The following is a 22549-nucleotide window of genomic DNA, read 5'->3' on the forward strand; positions in this document are numbered from 1 at the left end:
GTGGCACAGCCATCTATCGCATTTATTGGTACAGGCAACATGGCCGGTGCAATCCTTGAGGGCTTAATTGCAACGGGATACCCCGTCGACAAGCTATGGGCCACACGTCGCCAGCTCGATAAGTTAGCAAGCTTTGCTGAGCGTGGCGTTCACACAACGACCGATAACCATCTCGCGATTAACGCTTCGGAAATTGTTGTAATCTCCGTTAAGCCGCAGATGATGCGCGATACACTGACTGAGTTAGCACCCACACTGCAACAGCGTAAACCGCTGTTAATCTCTGTGGCAGCAGGCATTAGCTGCGACTCTTTGGAGCGTTGGGCCGGCGGTGAACTGGCCGTGATTCGTTCAATGCCGAACACGCCATCTCTACTCAAATTAGGCGCCAGCGGCCTGTTTGCCAACCCTAGAGTGAGTGATGAGCAGAAAGCTCAAGCCTCTTCAATTGCAGAAGCGGTCGGCATTGCTACCTGGTGTGATACTGAAGAGGGCATCGATCAGGTAACTGCCGTTTCGGGGTCAGGCCCTGCTTACTTCTTCCTAATGATGGAGAAGATGATTGAAGCGGCACAAGCGCTCGGCATGAGTCCTGAAGCGGCGCGTCAACTAACCATTCAAACCGCCAAAGGGGCTGCAGAGATGGCCGCTCAAACTGGGATTGAACCGGCCCAGTTGCGAAAAAATGTCACCTCCCCAGGCGGTACCACTGAGCAAGCGATTAACAGCTTCGAACAGGATCAACTGGGCGAGGTTGTGTTACGAGCAATGACCGCCTGCAAGAACCGTGCAGCAGAGATGAGTGAGCAACTCGGTAAAGACTAATGGCTGCAAAACAGCTACTCTTAAACACTTGTCATCATTAAGCGAACTATAGGATTGAACATGGCTGGCGATACACTGACATTAATCATTCGAACGATTGGTGAAGTTTTTGCATTTATTCTGCTTCTGCGTTTTTTACTGCAGGCGAGTGGCGCTGACTATTACAATCCGATCTCTCAATCGGTGGTTCGCTTTACCCAAGTTCCTTTGGCTCCACTGCAGAAACTGGTTCCAAGAATTGGGCGTTTAGACATCTCCCCGTTGGTATTGGCCTTCGCAGTTAAAGTGGCTGTTGTTGTCGCGATTATCTTCTTTACACAGGGCAACATCCCCAACATGCTGGGTGCGGCACTGTTTGGCCTATTCGGGGTGCTTGACGGCATTCTCACCATCTATTTCTGGGCTGTTATTGGGTCAGTGATCCTCTCCTGGGTAGCCCCAAACAGCTACCACCCGGGTCCACAGCTCATTATGCAGATCACAGAGCCCGTGTTCTCTTTGGCGCGCAAAGTCATTCCACCTATCGGCGGTCTGGATCTATCACCGATTTTGATCTTTTTAGTGATTCAAATTCTACAATCTCAAATCACTCGTCTGGTCATGTAACTGAACCCGTGGTTTGCTAGAATTAAATACTGTTTCACGTACAGCATTGCACAGGAGATAGCCTAATGCCGGCTAGCTTGCCAACGGATTCCGTCGGTATCGTTACACCAGAATTGATTCACTTTGCCGAGCCTCTCTCTTTGGCTTCCGGCCGAGTGCTGCCTGAATACGATCTAATGGTTGAGACCTACGGGCAACTCAATGCAGATTGCTCAAATGCGGTTTTGATCTGCCATGCACTATCGGGTCACCACCATGCGGCGGGATATCATTCAGAGAGTGATAAATACCCTGGCTGGTGGGACAGTGCTATTGGTCCAGGTAAGCCGATCGACACGAATCGCTTTTTTGTTGTGTCGTTGAATAACCTTGGTGGCTGTCACGGCTCAACAGGGCCGACTTCCATCGATCCAAACACAGGAAAACCTTACGGACCAGACTTTCCTTTTGTAACCGTTCGAGACTGGGTCAACAGTCAGGTTCGACTTGCAGACCACTTCGGTATCCAACGTTGGGCAGCGATTGTGGGTGGCAGCTTGGGCGGTATGCAGGCGATGCAGTGGTCAATCGACTACCCTGAAAGACTGGGCCACGCATTAATCATCGCCTCTTCACCAAAGTTAACGGCACAGAATATCGCGTTCAATGAGGTGGCTAGACAGGCTATTTCGAAAGACCCTCAGTTCCACGAGGGACGCTATTACGATCACGAAACCCTTCCCAAAACAGGGCTCTCACTGGCTCGTATGATTGGCCACATCACCTATCTATCTGATGATGGCATGGCCGAGAAGTTTGGTCGTGAGATGCGCACGGGTGAGCTGAGTTTCGACTTAAATACTCAATTCCAAGTCGAAAGTTACCTTCGATACCAAGGTGAGAAGTTTTCGACGGCGTTCGATGCAAATACCTACCTGTTAATGACAAAAGCGCTGGATTACTTTGATCCCGCATCAGAGTATGGCGATGATCTTTCAAAGGCATTAAGCCAGGCTAGCTGTAAATTTCTCGTCGTCTCGTTTACAACAGACTGGCGCTTCTCTCCCGAGCGCTCGCGTGAGATTACCGATGCACTGGTCGCAGCCGATAAAGATGTCAGCTACGCAGAAATCGACTCTGATCACGGACACGACGCCTTCTTAATCGATAGCCCTCGTTACATGGCTGTTTTTAGAGCCTACATGAACCGTGTAGCCAATGAACTCAATCTAGGAGTCACCCATGAGAGCTGATTTAGAGATCATTGCAGACTGGATTCAACCCGAGGCGCGCGTCCTGGATATGGGTTGTGGCGACGGTGAACTGCTCGATTTTCTCTCCCAGCAAAAGCAGGTTGATGGCTTAGGTTTAGAGATCGATCATGACAACATCACTCACTGTATTGCTCGGGGTGTGAACGTCATCGAAAAAAACTTGGACGAGGGTCTTGCCAGCATAGACGACTCAAGTTTTGATAGCGTGGTCATGACGCAAGCGCTGCAGGTCATGCATCGTCCTGACTTGATCGTAGAGGAGATGCTGCGTATCGGTAATGAAGGGATCGTCACCTTCCCTAACTTTGCCCACTGGCGTGCGCGTTTCTACTTAGCATTTCGCGGCAAGATGCCGGTCTCCAAGTTTCTCTCTTACAGCTGGTATGACACGCCAAACATTCACTTCTGTACCTTTAAAGATTTTGAAGCGCTCTGCATCGAGAGAAACATCCGAATCATTGAACGCACCGTAGTCGATAATGAGCACCGCCAGCGTTGGTGGCATAAGCTCTGGCCCAATATGATGGGTGAAATTGCGATCTACCGAATCACACGATAGAGGTTAATGATGCGTTCTTTAATGGTTCTATTACTCACTTCGCTATTTACTCTGTCCGTTCATGCGGAACAGAAACAGATTGAGCGTGGTTATGAAGTGCACTATAACGCCTTCAACTCTAGCTTCGTTACCCCTGAAGTCGCCGCTGCAAATAGCATCCTGCGCAGTAAAGTGAGAGCCCTGGTCAATGTGGCAGTTTTTAAACTTGAGCAGAACGGTGACAAAACCGCTGTACGTGCCAATATAAAAGGCGAAGCGAGTAATTTGCTTCAACAGATACAGACCATCGAGTTCAAACCGATCATTGAGGGCGATGCAATCTACTACATTGGCGGGTTCCGCTTCAGCGAAGAGGAGCGCATGACGATCGAACTCGAGGTCACACCGGACCCTAACCAAGCTCCGATCAAGGTTAGCTTCAACCAAACCTTCTACACGGAGTAAGCATGAGCCAGCGCATTGTTTTAGCCAGCGGTAACCAGGGAAAACTCAAGGAGTTCTCACAGATATTGGCTCCTCTGGATCTAGAGATCGTCTCCCAGGGAGACTTGGGTGTTGAAGATGCTGAAGAGACCGGTTTAAGCTTTGTCGAGAACGCGATCATCAAAGCCCGCAACGCATGCGCTGCAACCGGCCTACCTGCCATTGCTGATGACTCAGGCCTTGTGGTGGATGCTCTCTCTGGAGCCCCTGGCATCTACTCTGCTCGTTTTGCAGGCCCAAGCGCCTCGGACCAACAGAATATAGATAAGCTTCTTCAAGAGCTTGGTGAGCTAGAAGCGGAGCAGCGCTCTGCACGATTTCGCTGTGTTCTGGTCTGTATGCGCCACCAGAATGATCCTACTCCACTGATCGCTGTGGGCAGCTGGGAAGGTAAGATTCTTGGTGCACCTGAAGGGGAGAATGGCTTTGGTTACGATCCTATATTCTGGTCACCTGAGTATGACTGCGCAGCAGCACAACTCACCCCAGAGCAGAAAAAAGCCGTCAGCCATCGCGGCAAAGCCGTTGCACAGCTGACAGAACAGCTGGCTGCTTTCCTCGCCTAAATGGATGCCAAGCTACCACCGCTGTCACTCTATGTGCACGTGCCTTGGTGCATTCGAAAGTGTCCATATTGTGACTTCAATTCGCACCAAGTGAGAGATGAGATACCTGAATCGCTCTATTTGGACCGACTCATTTCAGAACTTAAAAACGAGCAACACCTAACGTCTGGTCGACCCATACATTCGATCTTCATCGGTGGCGGGACACCTAGCCTTCTAAAACCGGAAAGCTACGCCAGATTACTTGAGGCTGTTAAATCAAACTACAGCCTAGAACCAGACGCTGAAATTACTATGGAAGCAAACCCTGGGACTTTTGAACAAGAGAAGTTTGAAGGGTTTGCAGATGCGGGCATCAATCGGTTGTCGATTGGCGTGCAGAGCTTTGATGATGATCGACTGAGAGCTCTTGGCCGAATTCATACAGGCGGCGAAGCCATTAAAGCCATTCAATCAGCAACAAAACTGTTTCAACGGACTAATATCGATCTGATGCACGGACTACCCGGTCAAACCCCGGACGCTGCGTTGAATGATCTTGAGCAGGCTATCGCATTCGAACCCGATCAAATCTCTTGGTATCAACTGACGATTGAACCTAACACAGAGTTTGCAGCCAAACCGCCCTCTCTACCGATCGAGGAGTCCTTATGGACTATTCAGGAGCAGGGCAGTGAACTGCTAAAACGTCATGGCTATGAGCAGTATGAGATTTCGGCCTTCGCACGACCAGGCGGTGAATCAAAACACAACCTCAACTACTGGCAGTTCGGCGACTACTTAGGTATTGGAGCCGGCGCACACGCTAAGATTTCCCGCTGGGAGCAAGGTCAGCTGCTGATTGAACGTATTCATAAACAGCGCCAACCCAAGGCTTACATAAATGCCATCGACCCAGTTGCAGGTAGAGAGATCATAGAATCCGAGGCTCTGCCCTTTGAGTTTATGCTCAATGCCTTGCGCCTGAAATCGGGCGTTGCCACAGAGCTGTTTGAGCAGAGCACTGGATGTTCGATTGAACGTATAGAACCTCTGCTATCAAAAGCTCGTCAACGTGGCATGTTAATTGAAGACCCTGCCCGGATTGCTCCAACCCAAGAGGGGCAGCTGTTTCTGAATGATCTGTTGGAGATGTTTATCGATTGAGGTTGGCGACGATCTTAGGTATCTCACTGATCGTCTCAGCGTGCCAGTCAGCCTCCACCTCAATGGCCCACTCCAGACCTTCGGGGTTGACCCAGATGGTATGCATTCCCATCTCTTTTGCCGCCCGAATATCATTAATCGGGTGATCACCCACATGGACCACCTCATCCGCGTTGACCGAGGCAAATTCCAAAGCCTTTTCAAACATCAAAGGATGGGGCTTCGCAGTACCCACCCCGTCGGCATTAAATTGAAAGTCGAACCACTGAGCTAAGGGTGTTTTAGCCACCTCAGCATTACCGTTACTCAGTGCACCAATCAGCAACCCTTGATCTTTTAGTTGCTGCAACATTTCGATTACCTGGTCGTAGGGCGCGACCGCATGGCGATGATGCAAAAAGAGATCAAAAGCCGCGGCCGCTTTAGATTGCGCCTCTTTTTGGGTAAGCCCCACCGAGACCATCCCCTCCTCAAGCAGACGTATACGCGTTTCTGTCATGCTGTGTGCAATTTCTGGATAACGCTCAAGTAGAGAGCGACGCAGTGCTGACCCTTCGGCAAGATCACTGAGTGAATATCGCTCTGTGTAAGCTGGAACCTCGCGTTCTAGCCACTCCCACAATAGATCGTTCGCTTTAATCACAACCGGGTGGACGGCCCATAAGGTATCGTCGAGATCAAAGGTGACACACTTAATTTTTTTCACGTCGTTTAGCCCTTGGGTGTGAGTTTTGATAGATCGATTTAAGTTGCTTGAAGTCTAGGTGCGTATATATCTGAGTCGTACTGATATCGGCGTGACCTAATAGCTCTTGCACGGCACGAAGGTCACCAGAGCCGGCGAGCATTTCAGTCGCGAAACTATGACGCAGCCGGTGTGGGTATAAATTGCCTGCGACACCCGACTGTTCACCAAGCTCTTTCAAACGTTTCTCGACGCTGCGGGATGAGAGACGCTTGCCCAGCTTCCCGACAAACAGAGCTTCTTCATTGTAGTCGGCTAATGCCAAGCGCTCCTTTAGCCAAAGCTTAATGGCCTGCAGAGCCGCACCGCCCACTGGAACTTGGCGCATTTTGCGACCCTTACCCTCAACGATGACGGAGCCTGAACCTAAATCGATATCGCTTAGATTAATACCAACCAATTCTGATACGCGCAGCCCACTGGAATAGAGCAGCTCCATCATGGCTAGATCACGAATCTTTAAGGGATCATCTTGTGGCGTGTCTAACACCTCATTCAAGGTCTCAGAACTCAGTGTTTGTGGAAGACGGCGAGGGGCTTTCGGCGCTTTAATGGCCAGAGCGGGATTATGTTCGCAGATCGATTGCTGATTCAGATATCGATAAAAGCTACGAAGTGCAGACAGCATTCGTTGCAACGATCGGCCCGACAGACCCTCTGAGTGCAGCTCGGCCACCGCGTAACGCAGAGGGCGCTCAGAGAGCTCAAGCCAGCCTGTGAATTCAATCAGTTGTAGCGTCTCTCGAAAGCGCTGAAGATCGCGCTGATAGTTGAAGACTGTTTTATCGGATAGCTGACGCTCGACACGGAGGTGCTCGGTAAAGCGAAATTCTAAATCGCTATCCGAGCAACCCATGCTAGCCTCGAATATTCATCAAACGCGCAAGGATTCTGCTTAGAACTTCGCCGATATACGCCAAAAATAGCGTTCCTTGCGTAGACTGGAAGTAGTTGGCGTCGTATGAGCCAATAACCAGAAGACCTAAAGATTCGCCCTTCACTAGAGGTACCACAGCGCAAGATCCAACGGGCTTTTGAGGGTTTCGGAATAAGAATCGGGTCATCTGATCCGACAACTGTCCGCAGACCGGGCTTGATGAGTCGATCAACGGCTGAACAATTGACGTTTGACTGCGCGGCAACACTCTTAGTGAGTTAACGTCGAGCTCCGTATCCGAGAAGAGGATTAGCTCCACCTCATCGCCACTGAAGTCGCCACACAAGCTCTCTTCAAGTGCAATACTGACTTCATCAAAGCTGTCTGCCTCTAGCAGTGACAGAACCATCCGCTTGGTCTTACCGAATTGCCCGTCGTTATGACGCGCTGCTTCGATCATATCCGACAGGTGGATTTCGAGTGTATTGGCTTTTTCTCGCAGCATGCTGGTTTGACGTTCAACCAAGGAGACCGCCGAACCTCTCTGATGAGGTACCGTCAGCTTTTCAAGTAACCAGGTATGGTTCTCAAAAAAACTGGGATTCTGTGCAAGCCACTCTGCGACTTGGTTTTCATCTAGCGGTTGGCTCATAAGTAGATCTGCCCTTCGTAAACCGAACATACGGGACCAGTCATATTGACGGAGTGCCCTTCACCTAACCACTCAATCTCAAGATCACCACCAGGTAAGTGAACGGTAACTTTGCTATCGAGAAGGCCACGCAAACGACCTGACACGACGGCAGCACAAGCCCCAGTACCACACGCTTGAGTTTCACCTGCACCGCGCTCATAGACACGAAGATTCACCTCATTTTTGGAGATGACTTCCATAAATCCGATATTGGCACGACTAGGGAAGACAGCATGAGATTCCAGCTCTGGCCCCCAGCTCTCAACCGGCGCGCTGTCAATGGAATCAACGACCAAGACAGCATGAGGATTACCCATGGAGACAGCACCAAACTCAACAGTTTGACCTGAAGCCAGTTGGGTAGAGTAAGTCGTGCTCTTCTCTGTGAAGGTGGTAGGCACTTCGACCGGATCCAACTCTGGAGCACCCATATCAACTTCAACCAGATCGCGACCCACAATGTTCAACACCGCACGACCACGTGCTGTTTGCACCTTAATGGTATCTCGCAACACCAACCCTTTATCGCGAACAAATCGCGCAAAGCAGCGAGCGCCGTTGCCACAGTGCTCGACTTCACTGCCATCAGCATTAAAGATACGGTAACGAAAATCCATATCCGGATCGGATGGCGGTTCGACCAACAACATCTGATCAAAACCGACACCAAAATTACGATCCGAAAGTTGACGCACAAGGTCCGCGTTGACACGGACGCGTTGTGAGATGGCGTCAATGACCATAAAGTCATTGCCCAAGCCATGCATCTTAGTGAATCGCAGTAGCATCAGCCTTCCTCTGACAGCAATGATTCACCGCGCACAAGATCAGCAAACTGCTCACGCTCACGAACCACTTGGAAGCGCGCATCATCCACCATCACCTCAGCGGCACGGCCACGGGTGTTGTAGTTAGAAGCCATGACAAAGCCGTATGCGCCTGCCGAGCAGACTGCTAATAGATCACCTGGAGTCAGTGCCAACTTACGATCTTTGCCAAGGAAGTCGCCGGTTTCACAAATCGGGCCGACAAGATCCCAAACGGCCTCTTCCGCGGATGACTCTAGCTGAGCTGGAATAATCTCTTGGTAAGCGCTGTATAGCGACGGGCGAATCAGATCGTTCATTGCCGCATCGATAATGGCAAAGTTCTTCTCTTCATTACGCTTAAGGAACTCAACCTTGGTGAGTAGAATTCCCGCGTTCGCAGAGATCGAACGGCCCGGCTCAAACACTAACTTAAGCTGACGATCACCCAAACGATCAATGATGGCATCGATGTAATCTTTGGGCTCTGGTGGTGTCTCGTCGGTGTAACAAACCCCTAAGCCACCGCCAAGGTCGAGGTGTTCGATCAGGATACCCGCTTCCGCCAATCGATCGATCAATGCTAATAGGCGATCGAGCGCATCGAGGAAGGGATCGATTTCAGTCAACTGCGAACCGATGTGGCAATCAACGCCAACCACTTTAACGTTTGAAAGCTGAGCCGCTCGCTGATAAACCTCAAGCGCAGAATCAATGGCAATGCCAAACTTGTTATCTTTAAGACCCGTTGAGATGTAAGGGTGAGTGCCGGCATCGACATCTGGATTCACACGGAATGAGACATCGGCCACCTTGCCTAACTCAGCAGCGACCGCATTAACACGTTGCAGCTCCGATTCAGACTCGATATTGAAACAGTGGATGCCAACCTCTAGCGCACGAGCGATCTCTGCAGCTTGCTTGCCAACACCAGAAAAGACCACTTTGGAAGGATCCGCACCCGCCAAAAGTACGCGCTCTAATTCACCCTGAGAGACAATATCAAAGCCTGCTCCCAACTTAGCCAATACATTTAACACAGCCAGGTTAGAGTTAGATTTAACCGCAAAGCAGACTAATGCATCGCGCCCTGCTAACGCGTCAGCATAAGCCAAATAGCCTCGCTCAAGGGCATCACGCGAGTAAACATAAGCGGGCGTGCCAACCGCATTAGCGATCTCTGCAACAGAGACATCTTCCGCGAACAGTTGACCGTCGCGGTATTCAAAACTTTCCATTTTTTCTCTCTTAAGAGTTTGATTGCTGCGAAGCTTCAGCACCCGGCATCGACAATGGGCCCTTCTGACCGCATCCAACGAGCGCACAACAGAACACCAGTGCAAAGAACATTCGCATAATCCACTCCAATTAAGACCAACCCTTTTGGTGTCGGGTTTTGGTCAATAAAATTAAAGCCTGAGTATACCCTGATAATAGGCCTGTAGGCGACCACGAAAGGCCTATTTAGCACGGACAAAGCTGCGGAAATCAGTATAATGAAATCAATGTTTACAGGAGGTTAGACAATGAGTGATGCGATCTATTTAGAGCGTGTTGAAGAGACCCTCAACGCACTCGAAGAGTTATTAGACGATGCGGAATCCGATTTGGACTATGACAATAACGGCGCGATGATGACGATTAAGTGCCCTGACCGAAGCCAAATTATCCTAACGCGCCAGCCTCCAGTGAAGCAGCTTTGGCTAGCAACCCGCACACAAGGTCTGCATTTTGATTACGATGAAGCTCAACAAGCTTGGGTTTTAGACTCGGATGGCTCGCTGCTACGAACTCATCTAATGGCTGCATTCGCCGATCAAACCGACGAACAACTCGACCTATCTGAGATCTAATTAATGAAAATTCTTGTTACAGGTGCAGCCGGCTTTATTGGTTTTCATGTCAGCCAGTGGCTATGCAACCGTGGTGATGAGGTTGTTGGTATCGATAACCTTAATGACTATTACGAAGTGAGTTTGAAAGAGGCGCGTCTCTCTCAACTGGAACCCCTATCGAACTTCCGCTTTATCAAGCTCGACATTGCCGATCGAAATGAACTGTCTAATTTATTTGCAGAAGAGAAGTTTGATCGTGTTGTTCATTTAGCGGCGCAAGCGGGTGTTCGTTACTCCATTGAGAACCCGCATGCTTATGCAGATTCCAACCTTGTTGGATTTCTGAATATTCTTGAAGGTTGTCGCCACAATCAAGTCGAGCACTTGGTTTACGCATCATCAAGCTCAGTATACGGTGCAAACGAGACTATTCCGTTCAGCGAAAATAATAATGTCGACCACCCAGTTTCGCTGTATGCTGCCTCCAAAAAGGCTAACGAAGCGATGGCTCATAGTTACAGTCAACTCTACAACTTGCCAACTACTGGCCTGCGCTTCTTTACTGTCTACGGACCTTGGGGCCGTCCAGATATGTCGCCAATTCTTTTCGCAAAAGCGATAACAGAAGACAAACCACTGAAGGTGTTTAACTACGGCAAGCACCGCCGCGACTTCACCTACATTGATGACATCGTACAAGGCGTAGTGCGCACACTGGATAATGTAGCTCAATCCAATCCAGAATGGTCTGGCTTAGATCCTGATCCAGCAACATCAAAAGCGCCTTGGCGCATCTACAACATCGGCAATAGCCAGCCTGTAGAGCTGCTCTACTACATTGAGTGCATTGAGAAGGCGTTAGGAAAAACAACAGAGAAAGAGTTACTGCCTCTACAACCTGGCGATGTTGAGCATACCTATGCAGATGTAGCCGCTCTGATGCGCGACACTGGATACCAGCCCAATACACCGATTGAAAAGGGTGTGGAGCAGTTTATAGCCTGGTTTAAGTCCTACTATGGCTAATTCGTAATTAGACTTTGAACTTGCTCATAGAGGCGCTCCAGAGCGCCTCTATTTTTTTCTACCACCTGCATGCCGGCTTGAGACATTGCCTGGTTATCTTGGCTTAGCAAGCGCTCAATCTGCTCAGCCAGTTCTGATTCACCTTGAACCTGTACCAATGCACCTTCACTTTTCAGCGTCGAGATAATCGAGTGGAAGTTATAATCACTTGGCCCCATGACAATTGGCAAACCAAGAGCGGCCGGCTCTAGCGGGTTGTGCCCTCCTGTACCAGAGAAGCTTCCACCGACGAAGGTTAGATCCGCAGCAGCGTAGTAAGAGAACATTTCACCCAACGAGTCGCCTATCCATATATCTATATTGCTATCGGCCGTAGATAGTGATCGCTTACTTACATGATCGGAATAGTCTTTAGCCAACTGATAAACAGAGTCAAAACGCTCTGGATGGCGGGGTACGAGAATGAGTACCGGACGCTGATCTTGTGGAATGACACGCCAAGCATCCAACAAAATCTTATCCTCACCCTGATGGGTACTGGCAGCCACTAGCACTTTGCGGGCAAAAGCAGCTTTCCAAGTTCTGCCTATTTGAGTCTGCTCTTCAGGAAGGTCGATATCGAATTTGATACTGCCTGAAACGAGCATTCGATCCTCCGACATACCCAAGCTCTTAAACCTTTCAGCATCCGCTTCATGTTGGGCTAGCAAAAGTCTTATCGAACTCAGCGCTTGCTGAGTTAACCCTGAAAAACGCTTATATCCCTTGAATGACTTCTCAGATAGACGAGCATTTGCCAGTAAGATAGGAATATTTCGTTTGGATGTGGCAGTCAAAAGATTCGGCCAAATCTCAGTCTCAACAATGAGCAGTAATTTTGGAGAGTGAGCTCCGAAAAACAGTGTAAAGAAGATCGGTAGATCCCATGGCAGGTAACGGTGCTCGACTTGCCCTCCAAAACGCTGTTTTACCTGTGCCGCTCCCGTTGGTGTGGTCGTTGTGAAAAGGACCGACTCACCCTGATCCAAGAGCCTCTCAACAAGCGGGCTAATCGCAATGGTTTCACCAACTGATACGGCATGAATCCAGATCGGTCTGCCTAGTGTTTTCTGCTGAATACCAAAACGTTCAATCAAACGCTGTCGATAAGCGGGGGCTTTTAAGCTACGAACTAACAGGCGAAAAACGAACAGAGGCAGCAGAAGAGTATAAAGCGCGGAATAGAGCAGCCTAGCCATTTCGCTGCTCACTAAATTGCATGCGATGAAGTTGAGCATACGCCCCATCCAAAGCCAATAGCTCTGCATGAGTACCGCGCTCCACTATTTGCCCCTGATCCATTACAACGATCAGATCAGCTTTCTCAATGGTGGAGAGGCGATGGGCAATGATAAGCGTTGTCCTCCCCTTTACGACCTCATCGAGTGCTTCCTGGATGTGTCGTTCCGACTCTGTATCCAGTGCCGAGGTTGCCTCATCAAGAATCAGGATAGGTGCATTTTTCAAAATAGCGCGAGCGATCGCAATACGCTGACGCTGACCACCTGAGAGAAGCACGCCACCCTCGCCAATCTCAGTTTCAAGACCTTTGGGCAGTCGCTCAACAAACTCCATGACATGCGCAGCCTCTGCTGCCACTTTAATCTGTTCTGGATTCGATGATGCAAGCGCACCATATGCAATATTGTCAGCGATCGTGCCGTTAAAAAGCACAACTTGCTGGTTAACTAACGCAATTTGCTCACGTAGCGACTCTAGCGTACAGGACTCAATCGCTTGGCCATCCAATAACAACTCACCACGCCAACCATCATTAAAGCGAGGTAAAAGGCTGACCAGCGTCGATTTACCCGAGCCTGACTTACCTACCAACGCAACGGTCGTTCCTGCAGGAATATCCAAATTAATCTGCTTCAGCGCATCATCCTGAGTCCCGGGATAAGCAAAGCTTAAGTCTGAGAATTTAAGATCACCAACCGCTCGACCTAGCTCAATCGACCCAGTATCGACCTCAACCGGTTCATCCATCACCTTAAAGACACCTTCAGAAGCAGCAATACCGCGTTGAATCTTAGTATTCACATCGGTGAGCAATCGAAGAGGCTTAGTAATTAGGCCTGCAGCGGTAAGAAAGGCTACGAAGCCACCGGTACTCATACCGGCTAGAACAGTGGGATGCATCGCTACAAATAAGAGTACGGCTAAGGCTATGGCCACCAAAACCTGCACAATGGGACTGTTTAGTTCTTGAGTCACTGTTAACTTCATGAACTGCTTACGGTTCTGATCACTAGCAGACCTAAAGCGCTTATTTTCAAATTCAGTGCCACCAAAGATACGAACAACTTCATAGCCACGAATAGCTTCTGATGCCGAGTCCGCAACATCTCCAACAGACTCTTGAATACCCCTCGCTTGGCGGCGCATTCGTTTTGCCGCAAACAGAACAACCAAACCTATTAAGGGAGCTGTCGCGAAAAAAACCAGAGTCAGTTTCCAGTTTAGATAGAGCATATACCCAAATAAACCAAGAACCGTCATCCCCTCTCTAAGCCCAATTTTAACCGCTTCGGTAACAGCTTCTGTTACCTGCTCTACATTATATGTGAGCTTGGCAAGAAGCTGACCCGAAGAGCTGCTCTTAAAAAAAGAGGCGGGTAATTGTTGAAGCTTCTCAAATAGATCAACTCGAATACCATGAATAACTTGACGAGCTATATAGGCAAGAGAGTATGTGCCGATGAAAGTGCCTAAACCTCGTAGAGCAAATACACCAACAATAAAAAGGCCTAAGAAAAAGCGCTGATTTAAATCACCTTGCTCAACCGCATCAACCACCATTTCCAACCACTTTGCAGAAGCAGCCTGGGATGCACCAAAGATAGCAAATCCAAGAAAGCTAATTAGAAAGCCATACCAATAGCCGCCAACATACGACAGAAGGCGTTTATAGAGTGACCAGCTACTATTCTGGTGTGTTTTATTTTTCAAAAATTAGAACCGTATAACCAATATGCGCTGCATCAGTATACCTTAGAGTGGCTCTCGTGTTGCCACAACTTTGTTTGGCTTTTAAACTTCAGATATCAATAGTGATCCGGCTCTTATGAAATCCAAATTCAACACACAATTTTTAATGCCAAAATTCTGGGCAACCTGGGCCGGTCTATCCCTGCTTCGATTAATCAGACTTTTTCCATTCAATCTACAAATTAGAATTGGAGCTCTATTAGGGAATCTAATCTACCTGACAGCGACAAAGAGAAGGCAAATTACTGAAACTAATTTGGCCCTTTGCTTTCCAGAACATAGCGATTCAAATCGCAAACAAATGACTAAAGATGTCTTCAAAAACAGTGGCATAGGATTAATTGAAACCGCTTGTGCATGGTGGGCACCACTGAGTAGCTTTGACAGCAAGACTAAAATCGAAGGGCGTCAGTATCTAGACGAAGCTCTACTGCAAGGTAAAGGGGTGATCCTTTTAGGGGCACATTACTCAACTCTAGACTTAGGTGGCCTCTTATTCAGTCGATTTTATAATCTTCACACCATGTATCGACCGCATAATAATCCACTGATGGAATCGATAATTGACCGCGGAAGAAAGCGATTTATTAGTTCTCTTATAGATCGGCATGATTTTAGGGGTGTGATTCGCGCATTAAAGAGCAATGAAATTGTATGGTACGCACCTGACCAAGATTTTGGCCCCACTAACTCAGTCTATGCCCCTTTTTTTGATGTAGAAGCCGCCACTGTTACAGCAACAGCTAGACTAGCAAAGCTAAGTAAATCGCCGATCGTAATGCTATCGCACCATCGCAACAGCGATAACACCTACACTCTTCGACTCCATCCGCCAGTTGAACCATTCCCTTTAGAAGGTGATCGTGAGTCAGCTACCCGCATAAACCAAGAGATTGAAAAAGGAATTCTGTACGATCCAACACAATATATGTGGATGCATCGTCGATTTAAGACCCACCCAAATGGGAAAGGGTTTATGTATAGGAGTGAGTCATGAAGAGGCTAACTATTGTGACTCAGACCTTTCCTCCGAGAACGGGTGGCATGGAGAGCGTCATGTTCTCGCTTGCCAAAAACTTAGCAAATGCTGATTGGAATGTAAGCGTAGTAGCAGACAAACCATTAGTTGGAGAATATGCCTTTTCTCATACTGCAGTTGCGATGCCTAAATTTGTTCGTAATATCGCTAAAAAGCTCTATTTAAACTTACAAACAAATCCTGATCTCTACCTTTGTGATAGCTGGAAAAGTGTTGAGGCTATACCCAACAATGGCGTGCCAATTGTTGTATTGGCCCATGGCCAAGAATATTTAGATACAAAAAAAAGGGGCCGTATAAAGCATGCCCTTGATAGAGCGATTCAAATTGTATCTTCTTCTAAAGCAACCATTGAACTCTTCTGTCAATACAACCAAGATTATCGATATAAAGCCATATGTATCTATCCTACCTATGGACTCTATGAAGATACTCAAGTTGAACCTAACTCCAATTTTACTGCACCTCTTAAAATTCTCTCTTTAAGCCGAATCGAAAAGCGAAAAGGTCTATTTCAGAGCGCCGCAGCGCTTCGAGAACTCCATAAGCGAGGCTTAGAAATTGAGTGGAGCATTGCTGGTAGTGGGCCAGATTTGGAGGAGCTTAAACAGGAGTGTAACGACTTATCGTTCGTTAAATTTTTGGGGCGTGTAGATGATGAAGAGAAAAAGCAGCTCTATCTAACACATGACATCTTTCTAATGCCAAGCTATCAAAATGGACTATCTCTTGAAGGCTTTGGTATTACATATATCGAGGCGTCTCAATGTGGTTTGCCCTCAATTGGCGGGACTGCAGGGGGCGCCTCTGAAGCCGTTTTAGATGGTGTAACCGGTTGGTGCGTTGACGGCGAAGATTCGAACAAAATTTTAGATGCTATAAATGCCGCATACAGGGATCGACAATTATTATCAGAGTATGGAAAGGCCGCTAAGGAGCGATTTGATAAAGAACTTGTAAGTCATATCGTAACCACTGCCATGTCTAAATGTTTGACTTCAATTGTAAAACCCCTAGGTAATATAGAATGACCATTTTATTAGTTATCTGCGTGCTATCTCTCTTGGGAGCTCTGTTTTTCGCAGCACACTATAACTTTTGGCGACCAAAACGCCCTGTGAGTCTACCTCGCATATTGATGTATCACAGCATTAGAAAAGACCCTGGGGATACTCATTCAGAGCTTGTTGTAACTCCTGAAGCATTTGAGAAGCAACTAAAGCTTCTACAAAGCAAAAACTATAAGTTTTTAACCATTTCAGAACTGCTTAATTCTAAAACTAACCAAGCTCCCCGAGTTGCTATTACCTTCGATGATGGCTTTAAAGACAACTATGAGATCGCCTTTCCTCTACTTAAAAAATATAGTGCAAAAGCTACGATCTATTTAGCACCTGACATTAACGGCATTGAAAAGCTTTCAACAGCCATGATCCAAGAGATGGTTAGCTCAGGCCTCATAGAGTTTGGTGCGCATACACTAAGCCACTGCAATCTTGAAAAAAGCGATCTTGAAACAGCTAACATTGAGATCAAAGGATCTAAAGAGAAAGTCGAAGAACTAACGGGTATGAATTGTGAAGCCTTCGCGTATCCATTTGGACGCTTTAATAATGATGTAGCAGCAATTGTAAAAGAAACGGGATTCACCTCTGCAGTAACCGTTAAAAAAGGAATCTCTGAGATCATTGATCCTTTTAGAATAATGCGAATTTCAGTGCTTCGTTCAACAAATATTGTGCAATTTCGAATTGCCCTTTCAAGAGGTCGCTATAGAGTATGATTAGCGTTTATATAGTCACAAAAAACGAAGAGCACAATATCGAGCGAGCCATTTCAAGTGTTAACGGCCTTGGTGAAGTTGTCGTTGTAGACAGTGGCAGTACCGATAAAACTGTTGAGCTAGCTAGAAAGTGCGGAGCAAAGGTCAGCCATAATGACTGGCAGGGCATGGCTCAACAGAAAGAGCATGCTAAAAACCTTTGTGCAAATGAGTGGGTGCTCAATCTTGATGCTGATGAAGAAGTAAGCCCCGAGTTAAAATCTGAAATTCTAGATGTTATAAAACGTACAGATATCGCAGGCGCCAATATTCCTATCGAAGAGTATTTTCTCGGTTACCCAATTCATGGAAAAACCAAAAAGAATACTCACGTTCGTTTGTTTAAAAGGGACAAAGGTGCCTATGGTCATGAGCGTTTTCACGAAACACCAACGGTTGAAGGGAATATTATCGATCTTAAAGGTGGAATACGTCACTACGGGGAGATTTCAATAGAGGTAAAAGTCAGCAAAGTTAACCTCTACTCTTCAGGAAAGGCGATCGATAAATTCGAGAAAGGTAAGAGCTACTCTGTACTAAAACTTATATTGATTATGCCTGTAGCATTTATCAAATCTTATGTTCTGAAACGTAATTTTTTAAACGGAGTAAGAGGTTTTATCGGCAGCATGATTAATGCATTCTATGCTTTTCTCAAAGAAGCCAAGCTCTATGAAGCTAACCTAAAAGGCCGTCATAAAAGCTAAAGATCCGAATATACATCCAGCGTTGATGACAGCATTTTTTGCTTTGTAAAGGTTTCAAGAAAGTCGGGAGCTGGTGATTTGGTTAATACTACTTGTGACTTTTCACTCAATTCCGATAACGAGCCCAAAGTAACTTTTCCTGAAGGAAAAATTTCACTAAGAATCTCACCCACTCCACCATGGTCATAACCCAATACAGGCTTACCTAGGGAGAGTGCTTCCAAAACAGTTCTACCAAAGGATTCCGGTTTAGTTGAGAGTGAATAAACAATTTCGCTGATCGAAAAAATTTCGCGAATATCTCTTCTCGCTCCGGTAAAGGTAACTCGCTGCTCTAGGCCAAGGTCTTCGACTCTCTGGTAAAGCTCTTGGGCGTACTCTTTTCTTTTTGGGTCCTCACCGCCGACGATGATCGCGTGAACATCTTCATATTCTGAGGCAAGAGAGCTGATTAGATCTAAGAAATCATTATGCCCTTTCAAACGGGTTAGTCGCCCAGGTAGGCAGAGCAGGCGCTTTCCTTCTAATTGCGGAAACTCAGTAAAAAAAGCCTGTTTCCACTCTGGGGTAGCTTGATAGCCATAAGGCCACTCTGCGGGTTCAACACCGCGATAAATTAGATGAATATTGCTTTCAGGTGTCTCAGGGTAATTCTTTAATATGTAGTCGCGAACGGTCTCAGAAACGGCTATGACCGCCTCTCCTCGGCACATGATTTGTGAATACTTACTAACCGAATAAAGTCCGTGAACTGTAGTCACTAATTTAGGTCTAGTAGTTATTGGCAGGCCGTTCCACGCAAACCATGCGACCCAAGCGGGCATCCGAGATCGAAGATGCAGAATGTCGGGCTGCTCTTCTCTCAAGAATTTTCGAAATGCCCAGATATGTCGAAAAGTTAGTAAGGACTTTTTACCTAAATCCCACTGAATGTGTCGACTGCCTTCACCTTCTAACTGCTGAACCATGCCGCCACCAGCCGAAACAACGATTGATTCATGCCCGTGATCGACAAGGTACTTAGCAACTTCCAAAGTACCTTTTTCGACCCCGCCACCATTCAGAGCAGGCAAGACTTGAACGACTTTCATTTAGAGACGAAGGTCCGTTTCTGACTGCTCAAAGAGGTACTTTAGATCGTAAAGGACATGAGTATCACGTCCCCAAGATCTGAGGGTATCTAGTCCATACTCTTTAAACTGATTATGTGCGACAGCGATTATGATGGCGTCATATTGATCTGACTGAGGTTGTGACACTAACTCGACACCATACTCCTGTTTGGCCTCTTCAGCATCGACCCAAGGATCATGAATATCAACAGTGACACCGTAGGTTTCTAGAACCGAGACAATATCGAGCACTCGAGTATTTCGAAGGTCTGGGCAGTTCTCTTTAAACGCCAATCCCATAACGAGAATGCGACTCTCATTAACATGAATACGACGCTTCAGCATCGCTTTAACCAACTCGTCTGCAACAAACGCCCCCATACCATCATTGATACGACGACCTGCTAGAATGACATCAGGTATATAACCAGCAGATTGAGCTTTATAGGTCAGGTAGTAGGGGTCCACTCCAATACAGTGTCCACCTACAAGCCCTGGACGGAATGGTAAGAAATTCCACTTGGTGCCTGCCGCTTTGAGAACCTCTTCGGTATCAATACCCAAGCGATTAAAGATAATCGCTAGCTCATTAATCAAGGCAATATTAAGGTCTCGTTGGGTGTTCTCAATAACCTTTGCAGCTTCTGCTACACGGATACTGCTGGCCTTAAAAGTACCTGCATCAATGACAGAGGAGTAGAGTTGATCCACAAAGTCTGCGACCTCAGGTGTGGAGCCAGAGGTCACTTTCATAATGTTGACCAGTCGATGAGTTTTATCGCCTGGGTTAATTCGTTCAGGACTGTAGCCCGCATAAAAGTCTTCGTTGAAAACCAAACCTGAGCCAGCCTCAATCACAGGGATACAATCTTCCTCTGTAGCACCTGGGTATACCGTCGACTCATAAATAACAATCGAGCCTGGGGTGATGACACGACCAAGCAGTTCAGACGCTTTAATCAATGGCGTAAGGTCTGGCTGTTTATGACCATTAATAGGGGTTGGTACAGTCACTACAAAGATTGAACAATCTTTAAGTTCTGACTCTTCAGCAGTAAAGCTTAGGCTCTGCGCTTCACTCAGTTCTTCTGGGCTAACCTCAAGCGTTGAATCTTTGCCACTGGACAACTCATCAATACGTGCTTGGTTAATATCGAACCCAACAACCGAACGACTCTTTCCAAACTCAACAGCTAACGGCAAACCAACATAGCCAAGCCCAATAATGGCTATTTTTGCTTCATCATAGTTTGGCAGTTTTACAGCCATGCTCTCTCCAAAATAATCTCTGCGCAGCGGGTTGCTTCTCGAAAATTCGACACTGGATTGGCCGGTTTTTGATCGGCTGTAGCACCCACTAAACCTTGCTCAACCAATGAGTCGATGCCCTGTTGCGTTCTTGAATTAGTCGTAGATTCTAAACGTATCAGCGAAACAGTGCACCCAGCGGTTAAAGCTTCGTAGACCATTGAGACACTGTCTGAGCTGACAATCACCTGTTCGGTGGTTGCTAAAGTGCTGGGTAACCAATCACTATCGACTGAATCAGGCTCAATTAATCTGATGCTCGTTTTCGATTTAAGCCGTTGTAAGAGGTCGCTGGAGGTTCTTCGAGAGGTCGCTACATTCAATAACCCAATGGATGGTTCAGTTAACTGGTCGATCTGCTCAATAATGCGATCATCATCCCAAATCACGTGCTTGCTTGGCCCACCTAAAAGAACCAATCGACTTTCCGGCTGTTTATTAGACGGCTTCATTCGATTGATTGCTCCTTTGGTAGTCACTACACGATCAGAAGCGGGGGGCGCATCATGTTCTGGGACCAGAGCTAAATTAAAGAAGCTGTAAGGGAGCGATGGGCGCATCAGTACGACATTTTTGGCCCCAAAGCGAACAGTGAGCGCCCAATTCCAAAAGTGAGTGGCTCTGCCTGCACTGATAATCAATTTGGGGCGATCTGTAGCAAAAAGTTCGCTACTGACACCCTTCAGTGGAAGGGTTTTGAATGTCAGATTCGGTTTAAACTCAAGCAACGCTTCTACCAATCCAAGGGACTGATTAATGTGCCCGGGCTTTCCATCACTGATGATCCAGATATCTGCCACAACAAACCTTTTCGCATATAGATCCCTAAGGATAAACAGTTCCCGCCCTAAACACACTTCAATTTAATAAATATCGATTCCAATTTTCCCTCTATGGCTTACAATTGATCGATTAAATTTTGGCGCACTGTATCGACTCAACAGAACAGTTGTAATTTTAGGAAGATTTTCATGGCAGCATTTGGTTCTCTCTTTATGCCAGAGATGGCGATAACTTGGTTTGATGGCGACAGCTGGAGCCCAACTGAAGTGGTCGCTAGTGACTCCATCTCATTTCACCCTGGCGCACATGTGCTGCACTACTCAAGCACCTGCTTTGAGGGGTTAAAAGCATTTCGCCATGCTGATGGTTCAGTCAAAATTTTCCGTATGGACAAGAACATTGAACGCTTTGCGCAGAGCAGCCGCCTTCTTGGTTTACCTGAGATTGATAAGGGGCAGACGCAGCAAATGATCGAGTCAATCGTTCGTCAGTACGCTGCAGATGTACCAGAACCACCGGGTTCGATGTACATTCGCCCGACACACATTGGTACTGAGCCTGCAATTGGTAAAGCGGCGGTGCCATCGGTTACCTCATGTCAATACATCCTTCTATCACCTGTAGGTGATTATTTCGCAGGTGGCGATAAAGCACTTCGCCTACTGGTCGACGATGAAGCGATGCGCTGCCCTCCACACATGGGCATGATCAAAAGCGGTGGTAACTACGCTGCAGCCATGGGGCCTATCTTAAATGCCAAGGCACAATACCAAGCGGATCAGGTACTCTTCTGTCCAGGTGGTGACGTTCAAGAGACCGGCGCTGCGAACTTCCTGCTTATTGATGGCAACCAGATCATCACAAAAGCATTGGATGAGAGCTTCCTGCACGGTGTCACTCGTGACTCGATTCTGACATTAGCTCGTGATCTAGGCATGGATGTTCAAGAGCGCCAGCTTTCAGTAGATGAGCTTCTGGAACGTGCTGCAAAACCGGGTTGTGAAGCGGCTTTGTCGGGTACGGCAGCTGTTCTAGCCCCTGTAGATACTCTGATCTACAAAGATAAAGAGTACAAAGTCGGTAACGGTGGAATCGGCGAGACTACCGTTAAGCTTCGTCGTGCACTGAATGACATTCAGTGGGGTAAGGCCGAAGACCCGCACGGTTGGTTAACCCACCTATAAATTTTCAACTAAAAAGTGTAATCCTCCCGAAAAATAATTGGGGTTTTAAGTAGAGCGTTTTATGATCTATGAATCAGGAGCGATCTATGAAGAAGTCACGTTTTACCGAAAGCCAGATAGTGGCGATTCTCAAACAACATGAG

25 protein-coding genes are annotated in these 22549 nt (G+C 47.3%); 14 read left to right on the forward strand and 11 right to left on the reverse strand.

Annotated elements, in window-relative coordinates; translation table 11 throughout:
- The 7 genes from proC to hemW all read left to right on the forward strand — a co-directional run bounded on the left by proC (position 1) and on the right by hemW (position 5438).
- Complete coding sequence (proC, locus tag XMG59_RS11290; protein WP_173480069.1) at positions 1-825, forward strand: pyrroline-5-carboxylate reductase; 825 nt, start codon at positions 1-3, stop codon at positions 823-825.
- Positions 826-885: 60 nt separating this feature from the next.
- Positions 886-1431, forward strand: a complete 546-nt coding sequence (locus XMG59_RS11295) for a YggT family protein (protein ID WP_173480068.1) — start codon at positions 886-888, stop codon at positions 1429-1431.
- A gap of 65 nt (positions 1432-1496) precedes the next feature.
- Entirely contained in the window at positions 1497-2663 is a 1167-nt protein-coding gene (locus tag XMG59_RS11300; RefSeq protein WP_173480067.1) for a homoserine O-acetyltransferase, read from the forward strand.
- Positions 2653-3243: a methionine biosynthesis protein MetW gene (metW, locus tag XMG59_RS11305; protein WP_173480066.1), complete on the forward strand. Its 591-nt coding sequence runs from the start codon at positions 2653-2655 to the stop codon at positions 3241-3243. Before XMG59_RS11300 ends, metW begins: the two co-directional genes overlap by 11 nt.
- 6 nt (positions 3244-3249) lie before the next feature.
- On the forward strand, positions 3250-3687 hold the full coding sequence (locus XMG59_RS11310) for a DUF4426 domain-containing protein (protein ID WP_173488982.1): 438 nt from the start codon (positions 3250-3252) through the stop codon (positions 3685-3687).
- A gap of 2 nt (positions 3688-3689) precedes the next feature.
- Positions 3690-4292, forward strand: a complete 603-nt coding sequence (locus tag XMG59_RS11315; RefSeq protein WP_173488981.1) for an XTP/dITP diphosphatase — start codon at positions 3690-3692, stop codon at positions 4290-4292.
- Complete coding sequence (hemW, locus tag XMG59_RS11320) at positions 4293-5438, forward strand: radical SAM family heme chaperone HemW (protein ID WP_173484402.1); 1146 nt, start codon at positions 4293-4295, stop codon at positions 5436-5438.
- Here the strand turns inward: hemW and XMG59_RS11325 are convergent.
- Genes XMG59_RS11325 through XMG59_RS11350 form a run of 6 tightly spaced genes read right to left on the reverse strand, consistent with a single transcriptional unit; the run spans position 5428 to position 9916 of the window.
- On the reverse strand, positions 5428-6144 hold the full coding sequence (locus tag XMG59_RS11325) for an HAD family hydrolase (protein ID WP_173498739.1): 717 nt from the start codon (positions 6142-6144) through the stop codon (positions 5428-5430). The two genes, hemW and XMG59_RS11325, sit on opposite strands and share 11 nt — an antisense overlap.
- Positions 6131-7039: a tyrosine recombinase XerC gene (xerC, locus tag XMG59_RS11330; protein WP_173480061.1), complete on the reverse strand. Its 909-nt coding sequence runs from the start codon at positions 7037-7039 to the stop codon at positions 6131-6133. The genes XMG59_RS11325 and xerC overlap by 14 nt, the downstream gene beginning before the upstream one ends.
- A gap of 1 nt (position 7040) precedes the next feature.
- Complete coding sequence (locus XMG59_RS11335; RefSeq protein WP_173482796.1) at positions 7041-7712, reverse strand: DUF484 family protein; 672 nt, start codon at positions 7710-7712, stop codon at positions 7041-7043.
- Complete coding sequence (dapF, locus tag XMG59_RS11340; protein ID WP_173498740.1) at positions 7709-8542, reverse strand: diaminopimelate epimerase; 834 nt, start codon at positions 8540-8542, stop codon at positions 7709-7711. The genes XMG59_RS11335 and dapF overlap by 4 nt, the downstream gene beginning before the upstream one ends.
- On the reverse strand, positions 8542-9798 hold the full coding sequence (gene lysA / locus XMG59_RS11345) for a diaminopimelate decarboxylase (RefSeq protein WP_173498741.1): 1257 nt from the start codon (positions 9796-9798) through the stop codon (positions 8542-8544). Before lysA ends, dapF begins: the two co-directional genes overlap by 1 nt.
- Before the next feature lie 10 nt (positions 9799-9808).
- Positions 9809-9916 (reverse strand): lipoprotein, encoded by a 108-nt coding sequence (locus XMG59_RS11350; protein WP_217363736.1) that lies wholly within the window; start codon positions 9914-9916, stop codon positions 9809-9811.
- 170 nt (positions 9917-10086) lie between these two features.
- Between XMG59_RS11350 and cyaY the strand changes: the two genes are divergently transcribed.
- A complete protein-coding gene (cyaY, locus tag XMG59_RS11355; RefSeq protein WP_173480056.1) occupies positions 10087-10413 on the forward strand; it encodes an iron donor protein CyaY in 327 nt (108 codons plus the stop codon).
- Between the two features lie 3 nt (positions 10414-10416).
- A complete protein-coding gene (locus tag XMG59_RS11360) occupies positions 10417-11421 on the forward strand; it encodes an NAD-dependent epimerase (protein ID WP_173480055.1) in 1005 nt (334 codons plus the stop codon).
- On the opposite strand, the gene waaA is transcribed toward XMG59_RS11360, so the two are convergent.
- Together waaA and msbA are read right to left on the reverse strand one after the other, a co-directional pair.
- Positions 11418-12728, reverse strand: a complete 1311-nt coding sequence (waaA, locus tag XMG59_RS11365) for a lipid IV(A) 3-deoxy-D-manno-octulosonic acid transferase (protein WP_173498742.1) — start codon at positions 12726-12728, stop codon at positions 11418-11420. The two genes, XMG59_RS11360 and waaA, sit on opposite strands and share 4 nt — an antisense overlap.
- Complete coding sequence (gene msbA / locus XMG59_RS11370; RefSeq protein WP_173498743.1) at positions 12652-14412, reverse strand: lipid A export permease/ATP-binding protein MsbA; 1761 nt, start codon at positions 14410-14412, stop codon at positions 12652-12654. Before msbA ends, waaA begins: the two co-directional genes overlap by 77 nt.
- Before the next feature lie 115 nt (positions 14413-14527).
- Between msbA and lpxL the strand changes: the two genes are divergently transcribed.
- From lpxL to XMG59_RS11390, 4 genes are read left to right on the forward strand one after another with little or no spacing between them, the layout of a single operon-like run.
- The gene (gene lpxL / locus XMG59_RS11375) at positions 14528-15448 is read left to right on the forward strand and encodes an LpxL/LpxP family Kdo(2)-lipid IV(A) lauroyl/palmitoleoyl acyltransferase (protein WP_173498744.1); all 921 of its coding nucleotides are present in this window, start codon (positions 14528-14530) and stop codon (positions 15446-15448) included.
- Positions 15445-16521, forward strand: a complete 1077-nt coding sequence (locus tag XMG59_RS11380) for a glycosyltransferase family 4 protein (protein ID WP_173498745.1) — start codon at positions 15445-15447, stop codon at positions 16519-16521. Before lpxL ends, XMG59_RS11380 begins: the two co-directional genes overlap by 4 nt.
- Positions 16518-17273 carry a polysaccharide deacetylase family protein gene (locus XMG59_RS11385; RefSeq protein ID WP_173498746.1) on the forward strand — a complete coding sequence of 252 codons (756 nt, stop codon included), beginning with the start codon at positions 16518-16520 and terminating at the stop codon, positions 17271-17273. Before XMG59_RS11380 ends, XMG59_RS11385 begins: the two co-directional genes overlap by 4 nt.
- Positions 17270-18019, forward strand: a complete 750-nt coding sequence (locus XMG59_RS11390) for a glycosyltransferase family 2 protein (RefSeq protein ID WP_173498747.1) — start codon at positions 17270-17272, stop codon at positions 18017-18019. The genes XMG59_RS11385 and XMG59_RS11390 overlap by 4 nt, the downstream gene beginning before the upstream one ends.
- Here the strand turns inward: XMG59_RS11390 and XMG59_RS11395 are convergent.
- Genes XMG59_RS11395 through XMG59_RS11405 form a run of 3 tightly spaced genes read right to left on the reverse strand, consistent with a single transcriptional unit; the run spans position 18016 to position 21239 of the window.
- A complete protein-coding gene (locus tag XMG59_RS11395; protein ID WP_173498748.1) occupies positions 18016-19110 on the reverse strand; it encodes a glycosyltransferase family 4 protein in 1095 nt (364 codons plus the stop codon). The two genes, XMG59_RS11390 and XMG59_RS11395, sit on opposite strands and share 4 nt — an antisense overlap.
- A complete protein-coding gene (gene tviB / locus XMG59_RS11400; RefSeq protein ID WP_305847883.1) occupies positions 19111-20400 on the reverse strand; it encodes a Vi polysaccharide biosynthesis UDP-N-acetylglucosamine C-6 dehydrogenase TviB in 1290 nt (429 codons plus the stop codon).
- On the reverse strand, positions 20391-21239 hold the full coding sequence (locus tag XMG59_RS11405; protein WP_173498749.1) for an ELM1/GtrOC1 family putative glycosyltransferase: 849 nt from the start codon (positions 21237-21239) through the stop codon (positions 20391-20393). Before XMG59_RS11405 ends, tviB begins: the two co-directional genes overlap by 10 nt.
- A 111-nt stretch (positions 21240-21350) precedes the next feature.
- On the opposite strand from XMG59_RS11405, the gene XMG59_RS11410 reads away from it, so the two are divergent.
- Positions 21351-22406, forward strand: coding sequence for a branched-chain amino acid aminotransferase (locus tag XMG59_RS11410; protein ID WP_371731502.1), 1056 nt, complete (start codon positions 21351-21353; stop codon positions 22404-22406).
- The last annotated feature ends 143 nt before the right edge of the window (positions 22407-22549 follow it).

The organism is Marinobacterium sp. xm-g-59, from assembly GCF_013283315.1.
Classification (GTDB): Bacteria; Pseudomonadota; Gammaproteobacteria; order Pseudomonadales; family Balneatricaceae; genus Marinobacterium_E.

Bases quoted from the DNA above. Each gene is read 5' to 3' on its own strand.
- hemW (WP_173484402.1), top strand. From the start codon at position 4,293: ATGGATGCCAAGCTACCACCGCTGTCACTCTATGTGCACGTGCCTTGG.
- XMG59_RS11315 (WP_173488981.1), top strand. From the start codon at position 3,690: ATGAGCCAGCGCATTGTTTTAGCCAGCGGTAACCAGGGAAAACTCAAG.
- XMG59_RS11385 (WP_173498746.1), top strand. From the start codon at position 16,518: ATGACCATTTTATTAGTTATCTGCGTGCTATCTCTCTTGGGAGCTCTG.
- tviB (WP_305847883.1), bottom strand. From the start codon at position 20,400: ATGGCTGTAAAACTGCCAAACTATGATGAAGCAAAAATAGCCATTATT.
- waaA (WP_173498742.1), bottom strand. From the start codon at position 12,728: ATGCAGAGCTATTGGCTTTGGATGGGGCGTATGCTCAACTTCATCGCA.
- metW (WP_173480066.1), top strand. From the start codon at position 2,653: ATGAGAGCTGATTTAGAGATCATTGCAGACTGGATTCAACCCGAGGCG.
- lysA (WP_173498741.1), bottom strand. From the start codon at position 9,798: ATGGAAAGTTTTGAATACCGCGACGGTCAACTGTTCGCGGAAGATGTC.
- XMG59_RS11335 (WP_173482796.1), bottom strand. From the start codon at position 7,712: ATGAGCCAACCGCTAGATGAAAACCAAGTCGCAGAGTGGCTTGCACAG.
- XMG59_RS11295 (WP_173480068.1), top strand. From the start codon at position 886: ATGGCTGGCGATACACTGACATTAATCATTCGAACGATTGGTGAAGTT.
- XMG59_RS11350 (WP_217363736.1), bottom strand. From the start codon at position 9,916: ATGCGAATGTTCTTTGCACTGGTGTTCTGTTGTGCGCTCGTTGGATGC.
- lpxL (WP_173498744.1), top strand. From the start codon at position 14,528: ATGAAATCCAAATTCAACACACAATTTTTAATGCCAAAATTCTGGGCA.
- cyaY (WP_173480056.1), top strand. From the start codon at position 10,087: ATGAGTGATGCGATCTATTTAGAGCGTGTTGAAGAGACCCTCAACGCA.
- XMG59_RS11300 (WP_173480067.1), top strand. From the start codon at position 1,497: ATGCCGGCTAGCTTGCCAACGGATTCCGTCGGTATCGTTACACCAGAA.
- XMG59_RS11360 (WP_173480055.1), top strand. From the start codon at position 10,417: ATGAAAATTCTTGTTACAGGTGCAGCCGGCTTTATTGGTTTTCATGTC.
- xerC (WP_173480061.1), bottom strand. From the start codon at position 7,039: ATGGGTTGCTCGGATAGCGATTTAGAATTTCGCTTTACCGAGCACCTC.
- XMG59_RS11310 (WP_173488982.1), top strand. From the start codon at position 3,250: ATGATGCGTTCTTTAATGGTTCTATTACTCACTTCGCTATTTACTCTG.
- XMG59_RS11395 (WP_173498748.1), bottom strand. From the start codon at position 19,110: ATGAAAGTCGTTCAAGTCTTGCCTGCTCTGAATGGTGGCGGGGTCGAA.
- XMG59_RS11380 (WP_173498745.1), top strand. From the start codon at position 15,445: ATGAAGAGGCTAACTATTGTGACTCAGACCTTTCCTCCGAGAACGGGT.
- XMG59_RS11390 (WP_173498747.1), top strand. From the start codon at position 17,270: ATGATTAGCGTTTATATAGTCACAAAAAACGAAGAGCACAATATCGAG.
- dapF (WP_173498740.1), bottom strand. From the start codon at position 8,542: ATGCTACTGCGATTCACTAAGATGCATGGCTTGGGCAATGACTTTATG.